Origin of the sequence: Shewanella marina JCM 15074 (assembly GCF_000614975.1) — a bacterium.
Classification (GTDB): Bacteria; Pseudomonadota; Gammaproteobacteria; order Enterobacterales; family Shewanellaceae; genus Shewanella; species Shewanella marina.
Window position 1 is genome coordinate 34227 of record NZ_BALM01000024.1, and the last position, 19101, is coordinate 53327.

The 19101-nt window shown below is 37.9% G+C and carries 21 protein-coding genes and 1 pseudogene; 14 read left to right on the forward strand and 8 right to left on the reverse strand.

What is annotated here, in order from left to right; all coding sequences use genetic code 11:
• Nucleotides 1-46: 46 nt before the first annotated feature.
• The 6 genes from JCM15074_RS15580 (at nucleotide 47) to catB (ending at nucleotide 3758) form a co-directional block, all read left to right on the forward strand.
• Nucleotides 47-1000, forward strand: coding sequence for a hypothetical protein (locus tag JCM15074_RS15580; RefSeq protein ID WP_025822240.1), 954 nt, complete (start codon nucleotides 47-49; stop codon nucleotides 998-1000).
• 67 nt (nucleotides 1001-1067) lie between these two features.
• Complete coding sequence (locus tag JCM15074_RS15585; RefSeq protein ID WP_025822242.1) at nucleotides 1068-1442, forward strand: abortive infection system antitoxin AbiGi family protein; 375 nt, start codon at nucleotides 1068-1070, stop codon at nucleotides 1440-1442.
• A 26-nt stretch (nucleotides 1443-1468) separates the two neighbouring features.
• Entirely contained in the window at nucleotides 1469-1810 is a 342-nt protein-coding gene (locus tag JCM15074_RS15590; RefSeq protein ID WP_148300815.1) for an abortive infection system antitoxin AbiGi family protein, read from the forward strand.
• Nucleotides 1811-1927: 117 nt separating this feature from the next.
• Complete coding sequence (locus tag JCM15074_RS15595) at nucleotides 1928-2275, forward strand: hypothetical protein (RefSeq protein WP_025822246.1); 348 nt, start codon at nucleotides 1928-1930, stop codon at nucleotides 2273-2275.
• Nucleotides 2276-2394: 119 nt separating this feature from the next.
• Entirely contained in the window at nucleotides 2395-2673 is a 279-nt protein-coding gene (locus JCM15074_RS15600; RefSeq protein WP_025822248.1) for a hypothetical protein, read from the forward strand.
• Between the two features lie 449 nt (nucleotides 2674-3122).
• A complete protein-coding gene (gene catB / locus JCM15074_RS15605; protein ID WP_025822250.1) occupies nucleotides 3123-3758 on the forward strand; it encodes a type B chloramphenicol O-acetyltransferase in 636 nt (211 codons plus the stop codon).
• On the opposite strand, the gene JCM15074_RS15610 is transcribed toward catB, so the two are convergent.
• Nucleotides 3759-4517: a nuclear transport factor 2 family protein gene (locus tag JCM15074_RS15610; protein ID WP_025822252.1), complete on the reverse strand. Its 759-nt coding sequence runs from the start codon at nucleotides 4515-4517 to the stop codon at nucleotides 3759-3761.
• A gap of 283 nt (nucleotides 4518-4800) precedes the next feature.
• Between JCM15074_RS15610 and JCM15074_RS23760 the strand changes: the two genes are divergently transcribed.
• Nucleotides 4801-5151: a helix-turn-helix domain-containing protein gene (locus JCM15074_RS23760; RefSeq protein ID WP_025822254.1), complete on the forward strand. Its 351-nt coding sequence runs from the start codon at nucleotides 4801-4803 to the stop codon at nucleotides 5149-5151.
• Between the two features lie 99 nt (nucleotides 5152-5250).
• Here JCM15074_RS23760 and JCM15074_RS15620 read toward each other — a convergent pair whose 3' ends face one another.
• From JCM15074_RS15620 to JCM15074_RS15635, 3 genes and pseudogenes are all read right to left on the reverse strand, one after another.
• Nucleotides 5251-6084, reverse strand: a complete 834-nt coding sequence (locus JCM15074_RS15620; RefSeq protein WP_025822256.1) for a hypothetical protein — start codon at nucleotides 6082-6084, stop codon at nucleotides 5251-5253.
• Between the two features lie 1388 nt (nucleotides 6085-7472).
• A pseudogene (locus tag JCM15074_RS22570) lies at nucleotides 7473-9262 on the reverse strand (DUF3413 domain-containing protein).
• 129 nt (nucleotides 9263-9391) lie between these two features.
• Nucleotides 9392-9607, reverse strand: a complete 216-nt coding sequence (locus tag JCM15074_RS15635; RefSeq protein ID WP_025822258.1) for a YejL family protein — start codon at nucleotides 9605-9607, stop codon at nucleotides 9392-9394.
• A 78-nt stretch (nucleotides 9608-9685) separates the two neighbouring features.
• Between JCM15074_RS15635 and yejK the strand changes: the two genes are divergently transcribed.
• A complete protein-coding gene (yejK, locus tag JCM15074_RS15640; protein WP_025822260.1) occupies nucleotides 9686-10714 on the forward strand; it encodes a nucleoid-associated protein YejK in 1029 nt (342 codons plus the stop codon).
• A 60-nt stretch (nucleotides 10715-10774) separates the two neighbouring features.
• Here the strand turns inward: yejK and JCM15074_RS25285 are convergent, their stop codons facing one another.
• Entirely contained in the window at nucleotides 10775-11158 is a 384-nt protein-coding gene (locus tag JCM15074_RS25285) for an AI-2E family transporter (RefSeq protein ID WP_267880189.1), read from the reverse strand.
• Nucleotides 11155-11877 (reverse strand): AI-2E family transporter, encoded by a 723-nt coding sequence (locus JCM15074_RS22575; protein ID WP_267880190.1) that lies wholly within the window; start codon nucleotides 11875-11877, stop codon nucleotides 11155-11157. The genes JCM15074_RS25285 and JCM15074_RS22575 overlap by 4 nt, the downstream gene beginning before the upstream one ends.
• A 178-nt stretch (nucleotides 11878-12055) precedes the next feature.
• On the opposite strand from JCM15074_RS22575, the gene JCM15074_RS24405 reads away from it, so the two are divergent.
• Nucleotides 12056-12220, forward strand: coding sequence for a hypothetical protein (locus JCM15074_RS24405; protein WP_159105304.1), 165 nt, complete (start codon nucleotides 12056-12058; stop codon nucleotides 12218-12220).
• A 101-nt stretch (nucleotides 12221-12321) separates the two neighbouring features.
• Here JCM15074_RS24405 and JCM15074_RS15655 read toward each other — a convergent pair whose 3' ends face one another.
• Nucleotides 12322-13668: a dihydroorotase gene (locus JCM15074_RS15655; protein ID WP_025822262.1), complete on the reverse strand. Its 1347-nt coding sequence runs from the start codon at nucleotides 13666-13668 to the stop codon at nucleotides 12322-12324.
• 270 nt (nucleotides 13669-13938) lie between these two features.
• Here JCM15074_RS15655 and JCM15074_RS15660 point away from each other — a divergent pair, with 270 nt between their 5' ends.
• Nucleotides 13939-14808 (forward strand): 6-carboxytetrahydropterin synthase, encoded by an 870-nt coding sequence (locus JCM15074_RS15660; protein ID WP_025822264.1) that lies wholly within the window; start codon nucleotides 13939-13941, stop codon nucleotides 14806-14808.
• Between the two features lie 10 nt (nucleotides 14809-14818).
• On the forward strand, nucleotides 14819-15649 hold the full coding sequence (locus tag JCM15074_RS15665) for a M23 family metallopeptidase (RefSeq protein ID WP_234400248.1): 831 nt from the start codon (nucleotides 14819-14821) through the stop codon (nucleotides 15647-15649).
• Nucleotides 15650-15752: 103 nt separating this feature from the next.
• Here the strand turns inward: JCM15074_RS15665 and suhB are convergent, their stop codons facing one another.
• Complete coding sequence (suhB, locus tag JCM15074_RS15670; RefSeq protein WP_025822268.1) at nucleotides 15753-16556, reverse strand: inositol-1-monophosphatase; 804 nt, start codon at nucleotides 16554-16556, stop codon at nucleotides 15753-15755.
• Between the two features lie 253 nt (nucleotides 16557-16809).
• Here suhB and trmJ point away from each other — a divergent pair, with 253 nt between their 5' ends.
• From trmJ to iscR, 3 genes are all read left to right on the forward strand, one after another.
• On the forward strand, nucleotides 16810-17535 hold the full coding sequence (gene trmJ / locus JCM15074_RS15675) for a tRNA (cytosine(32)/uridine(32)-2'-O)-methyltransferase TrmJ (protein WP_025822271.1): 726 nt from the start codon (nucleotides 16810-16812) through the stop codon (nucleotides 17533-17535).
• Between the two features lie 12 nt (nucleotides 17536-17547).
• A complete protein-coding gene (cysE, locus tag JCM15074_RS15680) occupies nucleotides 17548-18372 on the forward strand; it encodes a serine O-acetyltransferase (RefSeq protein WP_025822274.1) in 825 nt (274 codons plus the stop codon).
• Between the two features lie 196 nt (nucleotides 18373-18568).
• A complete protein-coding gene (gene iscR / locus JCM15074_RS15685; RefSeq protein WP_025822275.1) occupies nucleotides 18569-19030 on the forward strand; it encodes a Fe-S cluster assembly transcriptional regulator IscR in 462 nt (153 codons plus the stop codon).
• Nucleotides 19031-19101: the final 71 nt, after the last annotated feature.

The window sequence follows — 19101 nt, forward strand, 5'->3', positions numbered from 1 at the left end:
CAGGGCGTTAGCTGCTTTAGTGCACATCATTAATGAAGAGTATTAAATGAAAAAGTATCTTATTGAGTGTGATTTTGAATTCCAGTCATCCCATGGCATTAGTGAAATCGGGTTTGAAGGAGGGAGTAGCTACAACCTTGAAGAAGGCGTTTCATGTGATTGCCCCTTTGGATTACTAAATACAACGGTCTCACTATCTAGCTTTGGAACTCCAATCTTTAAAGTAAAAGTTGAGTCCTTTGATCTTGCTGATAAAAAAACACAAGAATCATACTTAAATAAATTGGCTAATTATTTATCATTCATAGCTGCAAAAAATGAGCACAACGGGCATCGTGGAACACCTTTCATAAAAATAAATTTCAACACTTTCAATGAAGATGTTGTTGATGTTTCAAATGCCAGTTTCAAAGATAACACTTTAGCTCTGAATTCAGTGATAAAGATGACTGATGCACTGTCAATATCATCTATAAATAGCGTTAAGTTCAATGACAGTAATGTACAAGAAATCCATTATAATGAGTTATTGGGTTACTACTACAATGGACTTAAAGCGGAGAGTGAAAAGTCAAAATTTTTCCATTGGTTTTTAATAGTTGAGTCTCTAGAAGGAAGTAAACGATATAACGAATTATTCCCTAGTGGAACTATGTTTACTAATGACGAAAGTGAAAAAATTACACAATTAGCAAATACACTATCAAATGACGGAAAGAACACTTTACTTTCTGTTCTAACAAGAACATCTGAGTTCAGAAACCCAAAGCTATTTAAATTCCTAGAAGAACTCGGCATAAGCCAGCTGACTAGCATGATGGGAACTAAGCCCGTTACGCTAGAAACAGTCAAAACTGTTACTGCAGCAAGAAATAAGCTATTTCATAGAGGAAATGAATTTCCTACCAATACACTTTGGTTCATCTTATTTCCATTAGTAACCACGATCATTGAGAAAATAATTACTGATCCCACGTGCCTAGATGCAGCTAACAAGTAAATCCTGGTGACGCCTACGGCGCACCTGATTTAGGCGTTAGCACACTTTTCGGAATGGAGATCTAAATTTGCAGCCTAAATCACACACGTTATTCCACTTCACTAAAAATTTAGAGTTCTTGAAAGATATTTTAAGAAATGGGTTTTGGCCTAGATACTGTTTAGAAGATGTGAAATGGTATAACGGTAATGAAAGTCAATCTGCTTACCCAATAATTTGCTTTTGCGACATTCCGCTTTCAAGAGTTGATGAGCATGTAAATTTTTACGGGCATTTTGGTATTGGTGTAACTAGAGAGTGGGCAAAATTAAATAAACTGGCTCCGGTAATTTACCTAAACGAGGGAAGTGCTCAGCAATTGGCACTTACGAATTTGTTTCTCGAAAATTTGAAGGTAAGCAATTTTATTCGGGAGTTGGTGATGATATCAACAACATTATGACTCACATAAAGCCAATTGAAGGGAAAATGTACATTAATGGTCAGTTTATTTTAAAGGAGTTTCACCAAGAAAATGAATGGCGATTTGCTGTTAATGGTAAATATATAGAGCTCAAAGCTAAGCCTTTTCTTTTGGAAAAACACTTTCAAGATGCACAGTTGCTAGAGAAAGAGAATCTAAAAACGAAAGAACATTATAGTGTTAAAATTTCGCCTTCTGATATTAAGTATCTATTTGTAAAAACCGATAGTGAAATACCTGATTTAATTAATTTTATTCAAACGGAACTCGATCATTTCGCTAGCTCTGAGGTGAAAATACTAATGTCCAGAGTAGTTTCTTTAGAAACAATAAGTCGCGATATGTAGTGTGCTAACAAGTTACTCAAAAGGACGCAAAACGCTTAGCTTGCGCTCCTTCGTCGCTAATTTTAGCCAAGCATTTATGCGCCTATTAGTAAGGCGTTAGTGTTCAAGGAGAGTTCGGTGTACACGGAAGATGATAAAGTTCTTTTAAAGTATTTGGCAGAACACTTTATTAATGAAGGGAATGGCATGATGACTTCTGATTTAGAAGCCCTTGATTGTTATTCTGAAGCATCAATAAACAAGTTACGTACTTTGAGTCTTGTTAAATATGATACGGACATATCAGTACAAATTCATCCGAATGTAGTTTCTGAAAAAGATAAACTTGAAGTTCTCCCTGACCATTTTCAGGATCTTAAAAAGTGGTGGTTTAGTAAAAAATGGGCTGTAATTTTTACGGTGATATTCTTAGTATTACCTGCACTAAAAACATATATTGATTTAGTTACGTATTTCTTAAATTGAACACTAACAAGCAAATAAAGCGGGACTGATAAAGCTTGGCTCAGTTTCGCTCCGCTACACAGTATAGCCAAGCATTATCAGCCCCTTATTAGGGCGTTATGTAGCAAAGGTAATTCAAAATGAAGCATTCTGAAGAGCAGCTTTACAAAGCGATAGATGAAATTTTGTTTTATCTTTGGGACCCACTAGATTGCAAAGAAATTCCAGCCGCTAGGGATGAGTACCGCTCATATGTGCCTAGAGTTTTTGATTTACTCGTATCTGATGCCAATGAAAAAGAAATAGTTAAATACCTTTCTAGTTTAGAAACAAACTCAATGGGAAGAAGTGTCGCTTCACAAAACCCAATTGATATTGCAAGAATACTAATCGAAGCAAAGGATTGTTGTTTTGAGTAAGCTACATAACAAAAAAATAAAGTCGGACGTATCAAGGTTGGCTTGCGCTCATTCTTCGCTAACTATAAGCCAACCCCTCTACGCTCCTTATTTAAGGCGTTATGAACGGATAAAGTGTGCAGGGCGAATAGGGGCTTTTGAATAAACTAAAATACTGTATCTGATTTAGTTCACTCGTGATAGACCGGATACTCGAACGTGTTTTTGCCTAAAAATCATTTTGAAATCAATCAAACTTAATTATGAACGTATCGCTATACTAGCCAGTAAAGGTGAACAATCGATTTTCATTGAAAGCTTACTAAAGGTGTTGCGAGTCTGATAGTTAGCGAGAAATAACAGAAGATTAACCATATACAAATAACCGCGGAGTAATTATATTGCGTGAGCAGCCACTTTTAGCTAAGTGTTGATGGTTAAGCATAATCCGTAGTCATTGAGAGCATAATTTGAATAACTATTTTTCTAGCCCTTTTGTAGGGATACCATTACAGCAACAGGTCACTAATCCTAATATTATTGTTGGTGAGCACAGTTATTACTCTGGTTATTACCATCAGCATAGTTTTGATGATTGTGCCCGCTATTTAATGCCAGACAGAGATGATGTCGATAAGTTAATCATTGGCCGTTACTGTTCTATTGGTTCTGGTGCGGTCTTTATGATGGCGGGTAATCAAGGTCATCAACATCATTGGGCCAGTAGTTTCCCATTCTTTTATCAAGATAATCCCAACTTTACTGATGCCAAAGATGGTTTTGAGCGAGCAGGGGATACCGTTATTGGTGACGATGTTTGGATTGGTAGTGAAGCCATGTTGATGAGTGGTATTAATGTGGGTACAGGTGCTGTTATTGCCAGCCGCGCGATGGTGACTAAAGATGTACCGCCTTATGCCATTATTGGCGGTAATCCCGCTAAAATCATCCGTTATCGCTTTACTGAATCACAAATAGCGCGATTACTTGAAATGCAGTGGTGTCATTGGCCTGATGAACAAGTTAAAGCCGCTATGGCATTAATTTGTTCTGCAGACATTGAGGGGTTATATCAATACTGGTTACAAAATATAAAGTCAGAATAACTAGAATTTACCATTGTCATTTTTCCATAAATTGAGATCGGGAACCACTTCTGTTGTGTCCCAATGTTCCATAATTTTACCGTTGCTCAGCCGGAAAAGATCATAAAAAGAGGTATGCTGTTGTTCATGCATACCTTCACATACACTTAAAACAAAGTTACCTTCAGCGAGCACTCGATGCATTTTTTGGTAATCGAGTTGTTGATGCATAAATTGCTGTTGTAATCGTGAATGTAAGGCGACTATACCATCATGATGAGTAGGACTATGATCAATCAGGTTATGATCGACATATTCTTCAAGCCGTGAGAGCTCTTTTGCTATCAGTACTGAGTTAATAAATTGTTTGATCCGTTGACGGTTAGTTTCTGTTTTATCAAGATCTTCAATGTTGTTGCTACCATCAACCATAGAATGGCCTGCTGGATTGATTGCTTGACGACGCTGAATATTATCCCAATGTTCAACGACTTGGTCATGCTCAAAACGAAATACTTCAAAGCCAATATTGGAATGAGCAAAGTCATATTCAGTATGACCAAAAACATAATCACCATCCGCAAAAATTCGAGCAATATTGACCTTAGGATTCGTTTTTGAAAGGCGTTTAAATAACGCGGCTAAACCTTCACTTCCTTCGTGTGTTTGCGGATTATGCTGAATATATTGAGCCTCATTGACCACTTTGACTGACTCACTATCTCCAGTCTCAATTCCTTTAAGTAGTGCACATATTTGCTGCTTTCTAATATCGCTCATATAGCTCGCCTTAGATGTTATGTCTGGAGATACATAACTAATCTCGCTTATTTGTATATGTTTGTCTAGTTACAAGCATATACAGGTTATTGATTGGTAAGCTTGATAGTACTTAGATGCTATAAATTTGGTGCAGAGTAACTCCTTTTAATGCCTATAATGTTTTTACGTGTTGTCACCCAATTTAGGTGGGGTGGTGAGCTCTCAGTTACAACTATGCGCTTTTTCTAATGTTAATGTGAGTATCTATTTGTACGTTTAATCATATAAATTTGGAGGCATGATGAAAAACAATACAGAATTATCAAAAAAAGATGATGCTCAAGTACTTTGTACCAATTTTTCTTTGAATAAAGAAATCTCTGCTTGGTTGAAAATGAAAAGAAATAGGCAAGGATATACGATGCGAATTTTAGCATTAAAAATGGGTAAATCTCACTCCTATATCAGTAAAATAGAGGCATCACAAAGTAAATTAAGTGTTGGGGATTATATTGAATATTGTCGCGCATTGAATGCGGACCCATGTGAAGGTATTGAGTATCTAAAATGGTATAAAATTTCGAGTATTTTAACTAGAATAAATAAGATTAAAGGTCTGAATATTTTAGATGTAAACTTAGCAAAAAAGTAAGTCTTAAATATTTTTATGTAAACTTAACTAAAAGTAAGTGATGATGAGTTATATTATTAAAATAGCAGAACGAATATGTTCTGCTATTTTATATAATGCCTATCTATAATTCTTTAATTCTTGTTTTACTCTATATTTTGCAGTTTTAAATTGCTCCTCTCCAATAATATCATCTTCAGATAAATTTAGCCCAATATTGAAAATGGATGCCATAGACTTATTTGAAATTTTACATGTGTCTTCAAATATTCTTGGTGAGTCAATTTCTTCTTTTTGAATCGTAGCATAAAAAGAACGAATAGAATCACTTATAGATGGCCTTTTTGACTTTATACCCATTTTAGTTGATAGGTCCTTGGGCACCACTTTAGCTTTGCTTGCGTCATCTGATATACATGAAATTACTTCTGCTATATCAGGTAGCTGATCATATTCTAATTCTTCGCTTTTGATTAAATATTCATTGTTAGTTGGTTTATTTAATTTGCCATTATTATTCGCGGCATTAATAATATCTTTAGTACAACAATAGCAATCTGTTTTTATTTTTGATGTTTTACATATGTTTGATCTTTGTTTTAGCAATACGCTTAAATTTGTAGCTGATTTTTCTATTTGACTATTGATCAACTTTAGCTGTTTTAGATCATCTCTAGCTTTTACTAAGTGATAAGGTGTATAGCTTTCAAATGTAGATAACAAAGCTTCTAATACGATCATTCTTTTATTGACAGGAATGTTCAATATTAATTGTTCACAAAATTCTATAGTTTCAATTTCATTAAATCTATTAAGAATTAACGAAATTACTGAGTTTTCAGATTTATTAATGTTTTCACAGTTTAGTTTTCTTTTTATCGTTAGGAACTTTCTTATTGATTCTATACTATTCATTAACAATGCTTTCTCTAGCATTATCTTTTGTTCATTCATGTTTTACTCCATATAACTGATCCGACATTCGTGCTTAGTATCATAATAGTTAATAAGTAAAAAATTATGGAAACTGTTAAAGTCTTTAAATATTTATCTCGGTTACATGTATAGCCTATAAATAATATATTAGTAAAGTAACTTGATAAAATAAGATTTCATGATATAGCTGTAGTGTAAATAGCCTTATTATTCAAAATTTTATGATGAAATAATTATTTAATTGATAACTTGGTGGTATGGCTTTTTTATCTTTTAATCTAATAAATAGATTGCTGTATTTGATATTTTCGATTATATAAAGTTGATTTTATTCAACATTAATAATGATGTCAGCTTGAATACCATACTATTTATATGGTTATTAGGTGACGTATATTTTAATATTATATGGCTGTTGAGTATAATGGATATATCATTAGATATGTTAAATCTATATTGACTTGCTGATTTTAATGATGTGACATTATTGATTTATGTTTTGGTTATTTTTAAATTCATTCGAACGATTTTTTTGTCACAGAGTAATTATAACTCTGTGATAGCTTATTTTTACTGTTGTGATAGAAGTATAAACACATGCTTTGATTAGTAGATTTCTATTGGAGCAAACCAAGTTTATTTATGTGTAAAAGTAAGATGTACAGTGATTCCACTTAACTGGTTTTATTTCATGGTATGATTCGATTTGACAATAGCTATACAACCATTGTCAAGGTGAGTCATTTGTTGAGTTTCATATATTTAGTAAATAGAATCAACTTATTCTATTTACTAAGTTAGTCTCTACACTATTGTAAGTTGTTAATGTATTAGGAGGTGATTCAATCATTGTTCCTAATCTTTGACTATTTTTGTTCGATGGTGTTGTATCTGCTTTTGGTTGAGTAATAAGTAGAGATAGTATTAGTGTATGTATTATATATATCATTTTAATCACCTCATGTTATTGGGGTATATGTTTATATTGTTTTCAGAACTTTATTGTCAATGTAGTGGATGTAAGTTTTATAATATTTAACTTGTTAAGGAGTGATGGTCATGTTATCTACCGTCAGTGATCCTGCATAAATATTAAAAGTAACAATGATAAATATAACAACTATCAGCAATAAAATTTGTTTTATCATCTTACACTCCTTATTTATCATTGATGCAGATTATAATGTTGTTTTAATTCAGGAATGGTATCTGAAATGAATAAATATAATAAAGTTTGCTATCTTTTTTAAATGGTTAGGATTGATATCTTTTTGACGGATGGGTATTTATCTAAATATATTTATGGTTTTATTTTCTATTAATTCTAGCGTGTGAAACTACATATAAATAAGCCCAATGATTAATTGGGCTTATAATATATATTAAGTTGCGTGTCAAAGTTGAATTTAATGTTGGTAAAGTCTTCGACTCTCGCGCATTACCTGAATGAGATCAGGCCACTGAGCCTTTTATCAAGCTGATGTAAATAATGGTTGTCATAAATACGGTATTTACCATGTCTGTCAATGACAGTAATTTCTTGTTTTTGGTAAATCGCAAAAATACGGTTATCACCCACATAAACCCAGTTTTGGCTATTTGGTTGCAATAGACTCCGGCCTGCACTGTAATCCGTGCTTGGGTTGGTACAGCCTAATAGCTTAGTCATGAGTGTTGGTACTAAACCATAGTGGCTGGTGCGGTAATTTATTCTTGATGCCGCGCCGTCTGGCCAATGGATTATCAGTGGTACTTTTACATTAGCAGGTGATAAATTATTTTTTGCTTCATTGGCATTACTGGTAAATACCTTACCACTGACTCCCGTGATAATGATTATGGTATCTGCAGGTTGCGCTTTGACTAATTGCGCTAGCTGTTGGTCAATAAAGTTAATCGATTGGCGGTACTGATTAAATAACACTTTTTGAGCCGGTTTTAGTGGAGTATTGGGTTTAACTGTTTCAATGCCCCAAAATCCGGCAGGGGTATCGTAACTTTCTGGTGCGGTTAAGTTTACTAGTGCAAACCAAGGTGCAGTTTGTTTTGGTTGCCATTGCTCGAAATGTGCGACAGAAGCAAGATCATTATTGGCTGAACTTTGCTGTGCATCATCACTGATGTAGTGCTTAAACTGCTTGAAAATAGCGGGTGATTTATCGATAACTTCTGTGTGTTTATCTGTAAATAACGCGAGTTTATAACCTGATTTAACCAGTGTTTGGCTTAATAACGGTGGAGTATTGGTGAGGTCATAAGCATCCATATAGCTGCCTTGTAGACCATATAATAATGAAAACATGCCACTGGCATATTCATTACCACCACTTAAGTGGTTAGTAAAATCTTGGTTTTTAGCCGCATATTGAGTTAAAAACGGCATGGTTTTAGCGTTAATTAAGTCAGCGCGTAGACCGTCTACTGTGATCATTAATACATTGCTTTGTTGCTGTTGGTGACACTGTAGTGGTTCTATTGGGTAAGTTAAGCCTTCAATATTATTGCTACGAGCATGACGTGCTGTATTGCTTTCAATGCCATGGCTTTCCATAAATGAACGTGCCGTTGCAGGATACGATAATGGGTAAGTATCATCAAAACGGGTAATTTGTGTGACATCGGCAGCGTCTGCCCAAATATGAATTAAATGGCTGCTAACAAAACAGATACCCACAAATGCGACAACCTTGTTGCCCCAGTTTTTACGTTGAATTTTGTCGATTCTCTTCCACAAAAAGTTAGCTAAGGTCAGCTCTATCGCAATAATGGCGAGTGGGGCGATGATATATGAGGTGCCATGCAAAATAGCATTAAGATCCGTCCATGCTAAATCAAATGAAAATGGGCTTAAATGTAAGCCATAGTCATCGTAAATGATGGTGTCATAAAGTAGGACATATAGACTAAGGCTTGCAATAGTTGCTGCTACGCCGCGTAAAATACGCGAGTAGGGCATAATAATCGTAAGTGGAAATAACGTGATAAGATAAACAATAAAGGCTAAAAAGCTGAAGTGGCCTATGGTACTAATGCTAAGGTAGCCCCAACCTATCCATGTGTCTGGATAGCCAACAGTCTCGATGTAACGATTGCCGATAATCATGGCGAAGATGCCGTTGATAAAGGCAAACCAATGACCCCAGTTAACTAAGCGAGACACTTTGTCACGCCCAAGTTGTTTTTTCTTCTCACCCATAATAAAGCGTTATTTCCTTAACTTTGGTGATGAATACCCAATCAAAAAACAGGCGTTGATTGGGTATCTTAAGTCGTTTTTAATCCTAGCGTTAGTCTTTTATTACTACCAAGACCAATAACACTATGATTAGTTTTTAATAGATTGTGTTAATGCTTTTGCAAATTGTTCAGCAACAAGCGCACGAGATTGCTCTGGTACTTTGTTTTGTAGCAGGTTAGAAATGCAATCGCCTAGCACCATTAAGCTTAGGTCTGTAGGTGCTTGGTGCTTGCTTAATACAGCAAGTACATCATTGATGATTGCTTCAACTTGCGCATTAGAATATTTTGATTGAATAGCCATAATTTAAAAAAACTTCACTTAGGAATGGATTAGCAGCATATAATAACAGGAATTATCCCTGTATCACTATCTAGGCTTATGAGTATTAACGTCGAACAAGCAATTATTCATGAAATTTCTCAAAATAGTGATGGCCAAATGCGCTGTCGCTTACGTCCACAACCGCTTTTGAATGGTAATGCGGTAGAAACCATGCTCGAAGAGCTACATCAGACTTATTCAAGTAAAGCCGGTAAGGGCTTTGGTTTTTTTGGTATTCATGGTGATGATGGCGAGGCTAACCCCGCTTTTGCTGAAGGTTTATCGGCATATCGTCAAGGTGAGTTAGGCTTTGTTGAGTTTTCAGCTAAAGCGGGTGAGCTGCTGATGGATGAGTTATCTAAGTATGACTTCAGTCAAGGCGGCTTTTTATTGATGTCGACTTACACGTCAATTGCTAACGAATATCTATTTGTAGCGTTATTGAATGCGAAATCGTCAATGACGGTCTTAGACGATATGGAGTTGACTCAAAATAATCATTTGGATCTTTCTAATATTCAATTAGCTGCCCGTATTGATTTAACTGAATGGCAAGTTGAAAAAGACTCTAAAAAGTATATTTCATTTATTCGTGGTCGTGCTGGCCGTAAAGTAGCAGATTTCTTCTTAGACTTTATGGGATGTGTTGAAGGCATTAATCCTAAAGCACAAAATAAAAACTTGATGAATGCCGTTGAAGATTTTGTGGCCAGTAGTGAGTTGACCAAAGAAGAACGTCAGCAATGCCGTGATAAAGTGTTTGATTACTGTACCGAACGATTTGACGCTGGTGCCGAAATCGAAATGAAAGATTTAGCAGATGAATTAGCTGATGGCGGTATGGAATCATTTTATGATTTCGCTAAAGGCGGTGATTACGACTTGGAAGAAGAGTTCCCAGTCGACAAAGCGACTTTACGTCAGCTGAAGAAATTTTCAGGCACTGGTGGCGGTGTGACGCTAAGTTTTGATGGCGTGCATTTAGGCGAGCGCGTTATTTACGATCCGGTGTCAGACACGATTTTGATTAAAGGCGTGCCTGCAAACCTAAAAGATCAGTTAGACCGCCGTTTGAAAGGTGAATAATCTTAGGTTTTAATAAAAAAAACGCGCTCATTGAGCGCGTTTTTTATTGGTCGATAACGATTATTGCTTATCTTGTTTATCGAGGAAACCTGCAAATTCAGTTTCGTATAAGTTAAACAATACCAGCGTGACTGCGAAGATAATTGGACCGTAAATTAAGCCAATAAGACCAAATAGCTGAATACCACCAAGTAATGAGAAGAAAAGTAATAGGGTGCTCATGCCCGAACTCCCCTGCATTAATAGCGGTCGTAAGAAGTTATCAATAGAACCAACAACAACAACGCCCCAAATTGCTAGAAATAGGCCCCATTGCCAATCACCTGTCAGTGCTAGATAGATAGAAGCCGGCATCCAAATTAATGCTGTACCCACAAATGGGATAAATGAAGCAAAGCCCATCATAGACCCCCAGAATAAACCTGGAAAACCCGCCATGCTCATGCTAAGCCGCCTGCAAAGCCTTGTGCGACCGCCGTTAAAAATGAGCCCAGAACTGCTGACTTTGCAACTTGTTCGACTTCATTAAAAATCTTATCTTCTTGACTACGAGATAGCGGCAAAATGTGGCGCATAACGCCAACAATTGAGTCGTGGTCGCGTAAAAAGAAAAACAGCACAAATAACATTAAGGTGAAGTTTAAGATAACACCAGTGACGTCACTTAAAATACTCGTACTCATGCCAACCACTTGGCTACTGACGCCAGCAATTAATGAACTTGCTTTTTGCAGTAATTCAGTTGGTGAGATGGTATCAAACGGCAACCATTTATTGATAAAGGTAAATGCGGTTTGGATCCAAGGGTGATGAATCAGTTCTTTGGCTCCGCCATCATTAACCCACTGATAAGCACTACTGAATGAGGTTGCGCCTTGGCTAACGATTGCAATTGCCACCGTTAATAATGGGATTAATACGATAAAGGTCAGCAAGGTACAAGATATTGCCGCCGAAAAATTAGGACTATTACTGAATCGCTTTTGAATACGCGAATGAATAGGCTGAAACAGAATAGAAACGATAAAAGCTAATACAATTGCGCCGACATAGGGGGCAATTAATAGATAGCTGGCATAAATAGCGACACAAAGGCAGGCGATTAAAATCCAATGTCTTGATTCGATTTTAAAGCCAGTCGAGCTAGTCGGGTGATTTGGCATAGTATTCAATAGATTCTTATTAATTTGGGCTGATTATACCCAATCTACTTGAAAATGCAGTAGCAGGCTGGAATTTAACTGTTTACCTTGTGGGTGTTGTTACTATTTTGTTATGTTGATGACATAACTAACTATCTGAAATATAAATTATAGCTACTTTATGTTTTTGGGGAGGGCTATGAATAGAGATAACAAAATTAAGCAACCAAGTATAATTGAGCAATTATTGCCAACAGAAGTGGGCTTTATACAGTCTTTAATTCAATCTAAGACTCTTGTCATCATGCTCGTTATCTTTTTGATTTTATTTGTAGGCTTAGGTTTACTTTTAGTTAGTCAATAAGTATGAGCATCATTTTAGACTTGACTACCGAATGGGTAATGAAAGTGTCACAAATAAAAAACCTCGAACTAAGGTCGAGGTTTTATTAAATAAAATGACTTTTAGCGAGTAAAGGTCAGTTTTTGTCCCACTTGATTATTGATAAACTTATTGCCATCAAATAGGTGATGACCATTGACCCAAGTGCCACAAATACTGGCGGCAAACTGGTGGCCCGTGAACGGTGACCAGCCACAATGGTAACGAGTATTTTCAGTCGTCGCGGTATATGGATTAGCTAAGTCAACCATCACTAAGTCAGCCATATAGCCTTCACGTAGGTAACCGCGCTCTTTTAGCTCAAATCGTTCAGCGACTGCATGGCTGGTTTTTTGGACGATTTTATCAAGACTAAATAAGCCTTTGGCATGTAAATCAAGCAGCGATAACATCGCATGTTGCACTAAAGGCACGCCCGATGGCGCACTGAAATAGCTTGCGGCTTGTTTTTCATCCCAAGTATGCGGTGCATGATCCGTCGCAATAATATCAATCACATCATTATTAACCGCTTCAATTAACGCTAATTGATCGTTACGGGTTTTGACTGCTGGGTTACACTTAATTTGGCTACCTAAGCGCTCATAATCCGCGTCATTAAAATAAAGGTGGTGGACACAGACTTCGGCAGTAATATTTGCCGCTTTTAATTCGCTTAAGGTTTTGCCTGCTTGGAAAAGGTATAACTCATCAGCGGTAGTTAAATGTAATACATGCAGACGAGCATTATTTTTTAGTGCCAATTCCGTCGCCAAACGAGATGAGGCTAAGCAAGCTTCACGTGAGCGAATTTCACCGTGCAAATGCATAGGGACTAGTTCGCCATATTTTGCACGCATCGCATTTTCATTGGCTTGGATCATTGGGCTATCTTCACAATGGGTTGCAATGACCACGGGGGAGTTAGCAAAAATGCCTTCAAGGGTTGCGCGGTTGTCAACTAGCATATTACCCGTTGATGCACCCATAAAGATTTTAACGCCACAGGCTTGATGTGGATCAAGGCGTTTAATCTCTTCTAAGTTGTCGTTGGTTGCACCTAAGTAGAAACTAAAATTGGCTAATGAGCTTTGTTGGGCGCGGTCGTATTTATCTTGTAGGGCTTGGAGATTGGTTGTTTGTGGGTTGACGTTTGGCATCTCCATGAAACTGGTGATACCACCGGCTACTGCGGCACGTGATTCACTGGCGATGGTGCCTTTGTTGGGAAAACCGGGTTCTCTGAAGTGAACTTGGTCATCTATCATCCCTGGCATTACATGTTTGCCTTGAGCATCTATCACTTTTGCCCCTGCTGGAGCCGTAATTTGATTGGCTATTTGGCTGATTCGGCCATTTTCAATCAGTAGGTCTTGAGTAGTGATCTGACCTTCATTGACCAGTTGTGCATTGGTGATGAGTGTTTTCATTAAGATACCTGAATTGCGTTATAAATATTATGTCCAGGAAATGGAGCTGCATTGTTATTGCTTCTAGGTATCTTCGAGGGTTACAAGTGATACCATTAGGTTGATGACAGCTCACATGTTCAGTCGATTTGGAATAATACCCGAAAACAAAGTAAAATGCTGCTCAATCCGAATTGGATCGTTATTTTTTTGTGACATTTTAATGAGATGGCACTATAACCGAGGGTTAACGCCCTATTTGGTGGACTGTTTTTCTGCCAGGAGTATTTAATGCAACTATTTGTAAAAGATTTAACTGTTATCGATTTTTCTTACCTTTGTCCGTTTCGCGGTATGGTCGGTGAGAGTTGGATCGTTGATGTATTATTAGATGGCGGTTTAGATGAACAAAATATGGTGCTGGATTTCGCCAAAGTGAAACGCACCATTAAAAGCACCATTGATGCAGTATGTGATCATCGTTTGTTAGTGCCCGTAAAACATCAAGCTTGCCATATTAAGCAACAAGCTGAACGTACTTGGGTGGATTTTGAGAGTCAGCGTGGTGCAATCCATTTGGCTTGTCCTGATCAAGCCTTTGCATTAATTGAAACAGATGTAATTGATTTTGATAGCGTAAACCAATATCTGCAAGTGGCATTAAAGCAAGCTTTGCCAGATAACGTTGCCAGTATTAGTTTGACGTTACGCACAGAGGTACTAGAAGGTGCGTTTTATCATTACAGTCATGGTTTAAAAAAACATGATGGTAATTGCCAACGTATCGCGCATGGTCATCGCAGTCCGATTACTATTTTTGAGCAAGGTATAGCCGCGCCGCAGCTTGATAGCTATTGGGCTAATCGTTGGCAAGATATCTATTTGGCTGCCATTGAAGATTGTGTCCCTGTTAGCAGTTTGGTTCTTTCAGGGCAGCAAGCGGACATAGAAGCAACGCATTTTGGTTTTCATTATCAAGCGCCGCAAGGTGACTTTCAGTTAGCGATGCCAAAACAGTGTTGTGACATTATTCCGCATGATACGACGGTTGAGTTATTAGCAGATTTTATTGCCAAAGAACTGGTGAAACAAAATCCAACGAAGCAATATAAAGTGATTGCATTTGAAGGTGTTGGTAAAGGTGCAATCGCAGTTCATTAAGGAGATTTCATTGAAAAAGTGGTTAGTTTTAGGCCTGCTAGGATGCAGTTTAACCGCGCAAGCGGCAGATACCATTAAATTTGAAGGCCAATTTACTCAGGGGGCGCTAATTCGCGCAACAGTACCTGTTGGTACTCATGTGAGTTTAAATGGGAATGTTGTCAAGGTGAGTCCTGATGGTCACTTAGCATTTGGTTTCGGACGTGATGCTGAACTGACTCAACAATTGACTGTGACATACCCTGATGGCAAACAGGTTAATCAAACGCTGACATTGACCAAGCGTGATTATCGTATTTCGTGGATTAATGGCATCAGTAAAAAGATCATGGAACCCGATCCTAAGGCTGTTGCACGTGCTAAGAAGGATAGCGCTGAAGTAAAAGCGGCGCGTAATGAGTTTACACCGAGCATTGATTTTACTGAGCAGTTTATCTGGCCTGCAACCGGACGCATTTCTGGTGTATATGGTAGCCAGCGAGTTTATAACGGTAAGCCGGGGCGACCTCATTTTGGTGTTGATGTTGCGGCTAAAACGGGGACTGTAGTGGTTGCACCCGCTAACGGTAAAATTAGTCTTGCAGTACCGGATATGTTTTATTCAGGTGGCACCATCATTTTAGATCATGGTTATGGGGTGAACTCTACTTTTCTACATATGAGCAAGCTGTATGTAAAAAAAGGCGAGGCCATCAAACAAGGTCAACCAATTGGTGAGGTCGGGGCAACGGGGCGTGCGACTGGGCCACATTTAGATTGGCGCTTAAACTGGTATCAAGAAAGATTAGACCCAACAACGGTTGTGCCTAGTATGAAATCGGTATTGGCGGCTAAAAAATAGAATAAAATCCGAGTTGTGAAAAGTGCTCAGGTTTTTATAGATAAAAAAATGCCGCTCACCTTGGTGAGCGGCATTTTTCTTGCGCATCTAACTAGTTAACTAATTAGCGCTTAAGTGCTTCACTTAATAAAGGACGTAATGTCTTTACTAATGAAATAGTGATCTTTGGAGAACCCGCAACAATGTTACCTGTTTGAACATAGTTGTGACCGCCAACGAAGTCAGTTACGGTTGCACCAGCTTCACGACAGATTAAGTCACCTGCTAGGATATCCCATGGCTTTAAGCCAATTTCGAACATACCATCAAAACGACCCGCTGCAACATAGGCTAAATCTAGCGCTGCAGAACCTGTACGGCGAACGTCTGCACAGTTATTGAAAACTTCTGCAAGCATATTGAAATAAGTTTCAGTATGTTGACGAGCTTTGAATGGGAAGCCTGTAGCGATAATACCGTGAGTGGTTTCATTTGCATCACCAACGCGAACACGGAAATCGTTTAATTTAGCGCCTTTACCACGAACTGCAGAGAATAATTCTTCACGAACAGGATCGTATACAACGGCAACTTCAGTTTTGCCTTTGTACTGTAATGCGATAGATACAGAGAAATGTGGGATGCCTTTGATGAAGTTGCTAGTGCCATCTAGAGGATCAATTACCCACATAAAGTCTTTGTTAGTACCCGCATTCTCACCACTTTCTTCACCAATGATGGTGTGATCTGGGTAAGATTTACGGATCTGATAGGTAATAGCAGCTTCAGCTTCTTTATCTACATTTGTTACGTAGTCGTTGACGCCCTTAGTTGAAACTTCGATACGATCGAGTTCAGTGTAAGCACGCATAATAGTTTGGCCGGCCGCGCGAGCAGCGCGTACAGCGATAGTAAGCATCGGATGCATTGCAATCCCCTGGATGTAAAAGAACGAAAAATAGCGCCGCGTATTATACGTAATTAATTGGATATATCAAATAGCGTTTTCATATTAATCGTATTTTTATGGTTGAGTTACATTAGTTGTATTAATTACTATTATAGTTCAATGAGTTATTAGTTGATCTTTTTAGCCATATTTTTGCTAGTGAAGTCTCTTGGGTATAGATCCTAGAACATGTTAAGATCCGCCAATCAGTTTTAATGAAGTTAATTATCAAATGTTAAGCAATATTCGAGTGGTTTTAGTTGGTACATCTCATTCAGGAAATATTGGTTCAGTTGCTAGAGCAATGAAGACCATGGGATTAACCAATTTATATCTAGCAGAGCCTAGAACAGAGATTGATGGTCATTCTATTGCACTGGCTGCTGGTGCAGCTGATGTATTAAAAGATGTGACAATTGTAGATTCGCTTGCTGATGCAATTGCAGATTGCAGCTTAGTGATTGCGACTAGTGCACGTAACCGAACATTAGATTGGCCAATGCTTTCACCACGTCAAGCTGGTGAAAAATTAGCGGCTGAAAGTGATAATAGTTCAGTTGCTATTGTATTTGGTCGTGAGAATCATGGCTTAAGTAATGAAGAATTACAGCTATGCAATTATCATTTAGCTATTCCTGCTAATGCTGATTATAGCTCGCTAAATCTAGCCCAAGCGGTACAGATTGTTTGTTATGAAACACGTATGGCGGAGCTTGCCAAAGTTGAAGAACCACAAGAGGTGATTGAATACCCTCATGCTGTGGATTTAGAGCGTTTCTTTAATCACCTAGAGTCTACTTTACTTAATACTGGATTCATTATTAAAAATCACCCTGGTCAGGTGATGACTAAATTACGCCGTCTATTCAGTCGCGCTCGTATCGAGTCACAAGAGATGAATATCTTACGCGGTATCTTAACCTCAATCGACCGAACTACAGATTCAGATAAAAAATAATAGGAACACTTCATGGGTGTGATTTCAAGAATCAAGCAAGATATAAAGTCGATTTATCATCGTGATCCAGCCGCCAATAGTACTTGGGAAATTTTGCTTAACTATCCGGGTATGCATGCCATTTGGTTACACCGAATTAGCCATAAATTATGGTGCGCTAATTGGAAACTATTAGCACGATGTTTATCCACTTTTTCTCGCTGGTTAACAGGGGTTGAAATCCATCCTGGTGCAACGATTGGTGATCGTTTCTTTATCGACCATGGTATGGGCGTGGTGATTGGTGAAACCGCTGAAATTGGTGACGATTGTACGCTTTATCACGGTGTGACTCTTGGTGGTACTAGTTGGAGTGCAGGCAAGCGACATCCAACGCTTGAGAATAATGTGGTGGTCGGTGCGGGTGCTAAAATTCTTGGCCCAATCACCATGCATGAAGGTGCAAGAGTGGGCTCGAATTCAGTGGTAGTTAAAGATGTACCACAAAATACCACGGTAGTTGGGATCCCCGGACGAGTGGTTGAGCGTCCTAATGAAGCGTCTAAAGAGCAACATGCTCGTCGTAGTGAAATGGCCAAAAAGTACGGTTTTGATGCTTATGCTGTGTCGCCAGATAACCCCGATCCTGTTGCAAATGCCATTGGTCAGATGCTTGATCATATGCAACTTATGGACACTAAAGTGCAGGATATGTGCAAGGAAATTAAGGCGATGGGTGGAAAAATTAGCACTGAGAAGCTGCCTGAGCTAGATGTTGTAGACGACTTTATTGATGCAGAGAAAGAAGCTGCGCAAAAGCGTAAACAAGCATTAGATGAGTTCGATCCCATTATCTGACAAAATTAGTCAATTATTTTTTAATTGAGCATTGAATATTTTAGGTTAAACAGGTTAAATACCTCAGCAAAATGGTTGAGGTATTTAACATTTGAACCTTGCTCAAAATACTTGAGTAAAATAGTTGGTTTTATACTTGACTGATTTACTCAGGTATGTTGAAATTCTCTTATACCAAATTTGGAGAATTGGCCGCATGAAACTAACTTCAAAAGGTCGCTATGCAGTGACTGCTATGTTGGATGTCGCAATACATTCATCAGATAGTCCAGTTCCTTTAGCCGATATTTCAGAGCGCCAGGGCATTTCTTTATCTTATTTAGAACAGCTATTTGCTAAATTACGTAAAAATGGTTTAGTGACGAGTGTTCGTGGACCCGGTGGTGGTTACCGTTTAGGTGATAATGCCGACAACATTTCAGTTGGAATGGTGGTTCGGGCAGTAGATGAGAGTGTAGATGCGACTCGATGTCAAGGAAAAGGAAACTGTCAGAGTGGTACTAAATGTTTAACTCATTCACTTTGGGGTGATTTAAGCAGACAAATTTCAGAATTTTTAAATGGTATTAGTCTAGCAAGTTTGATGCAGGAACGGAGAGTTCAACACATCTCACTACAGCAAGATCAAATACAACAGCAACAAAGATTGATTATTTAGTTTTTGTTTTTTACAAATTTAATGTACGTAGTAATGTAGCCTCGCCAGAGACTGCGAAGTACGGAGTGTGT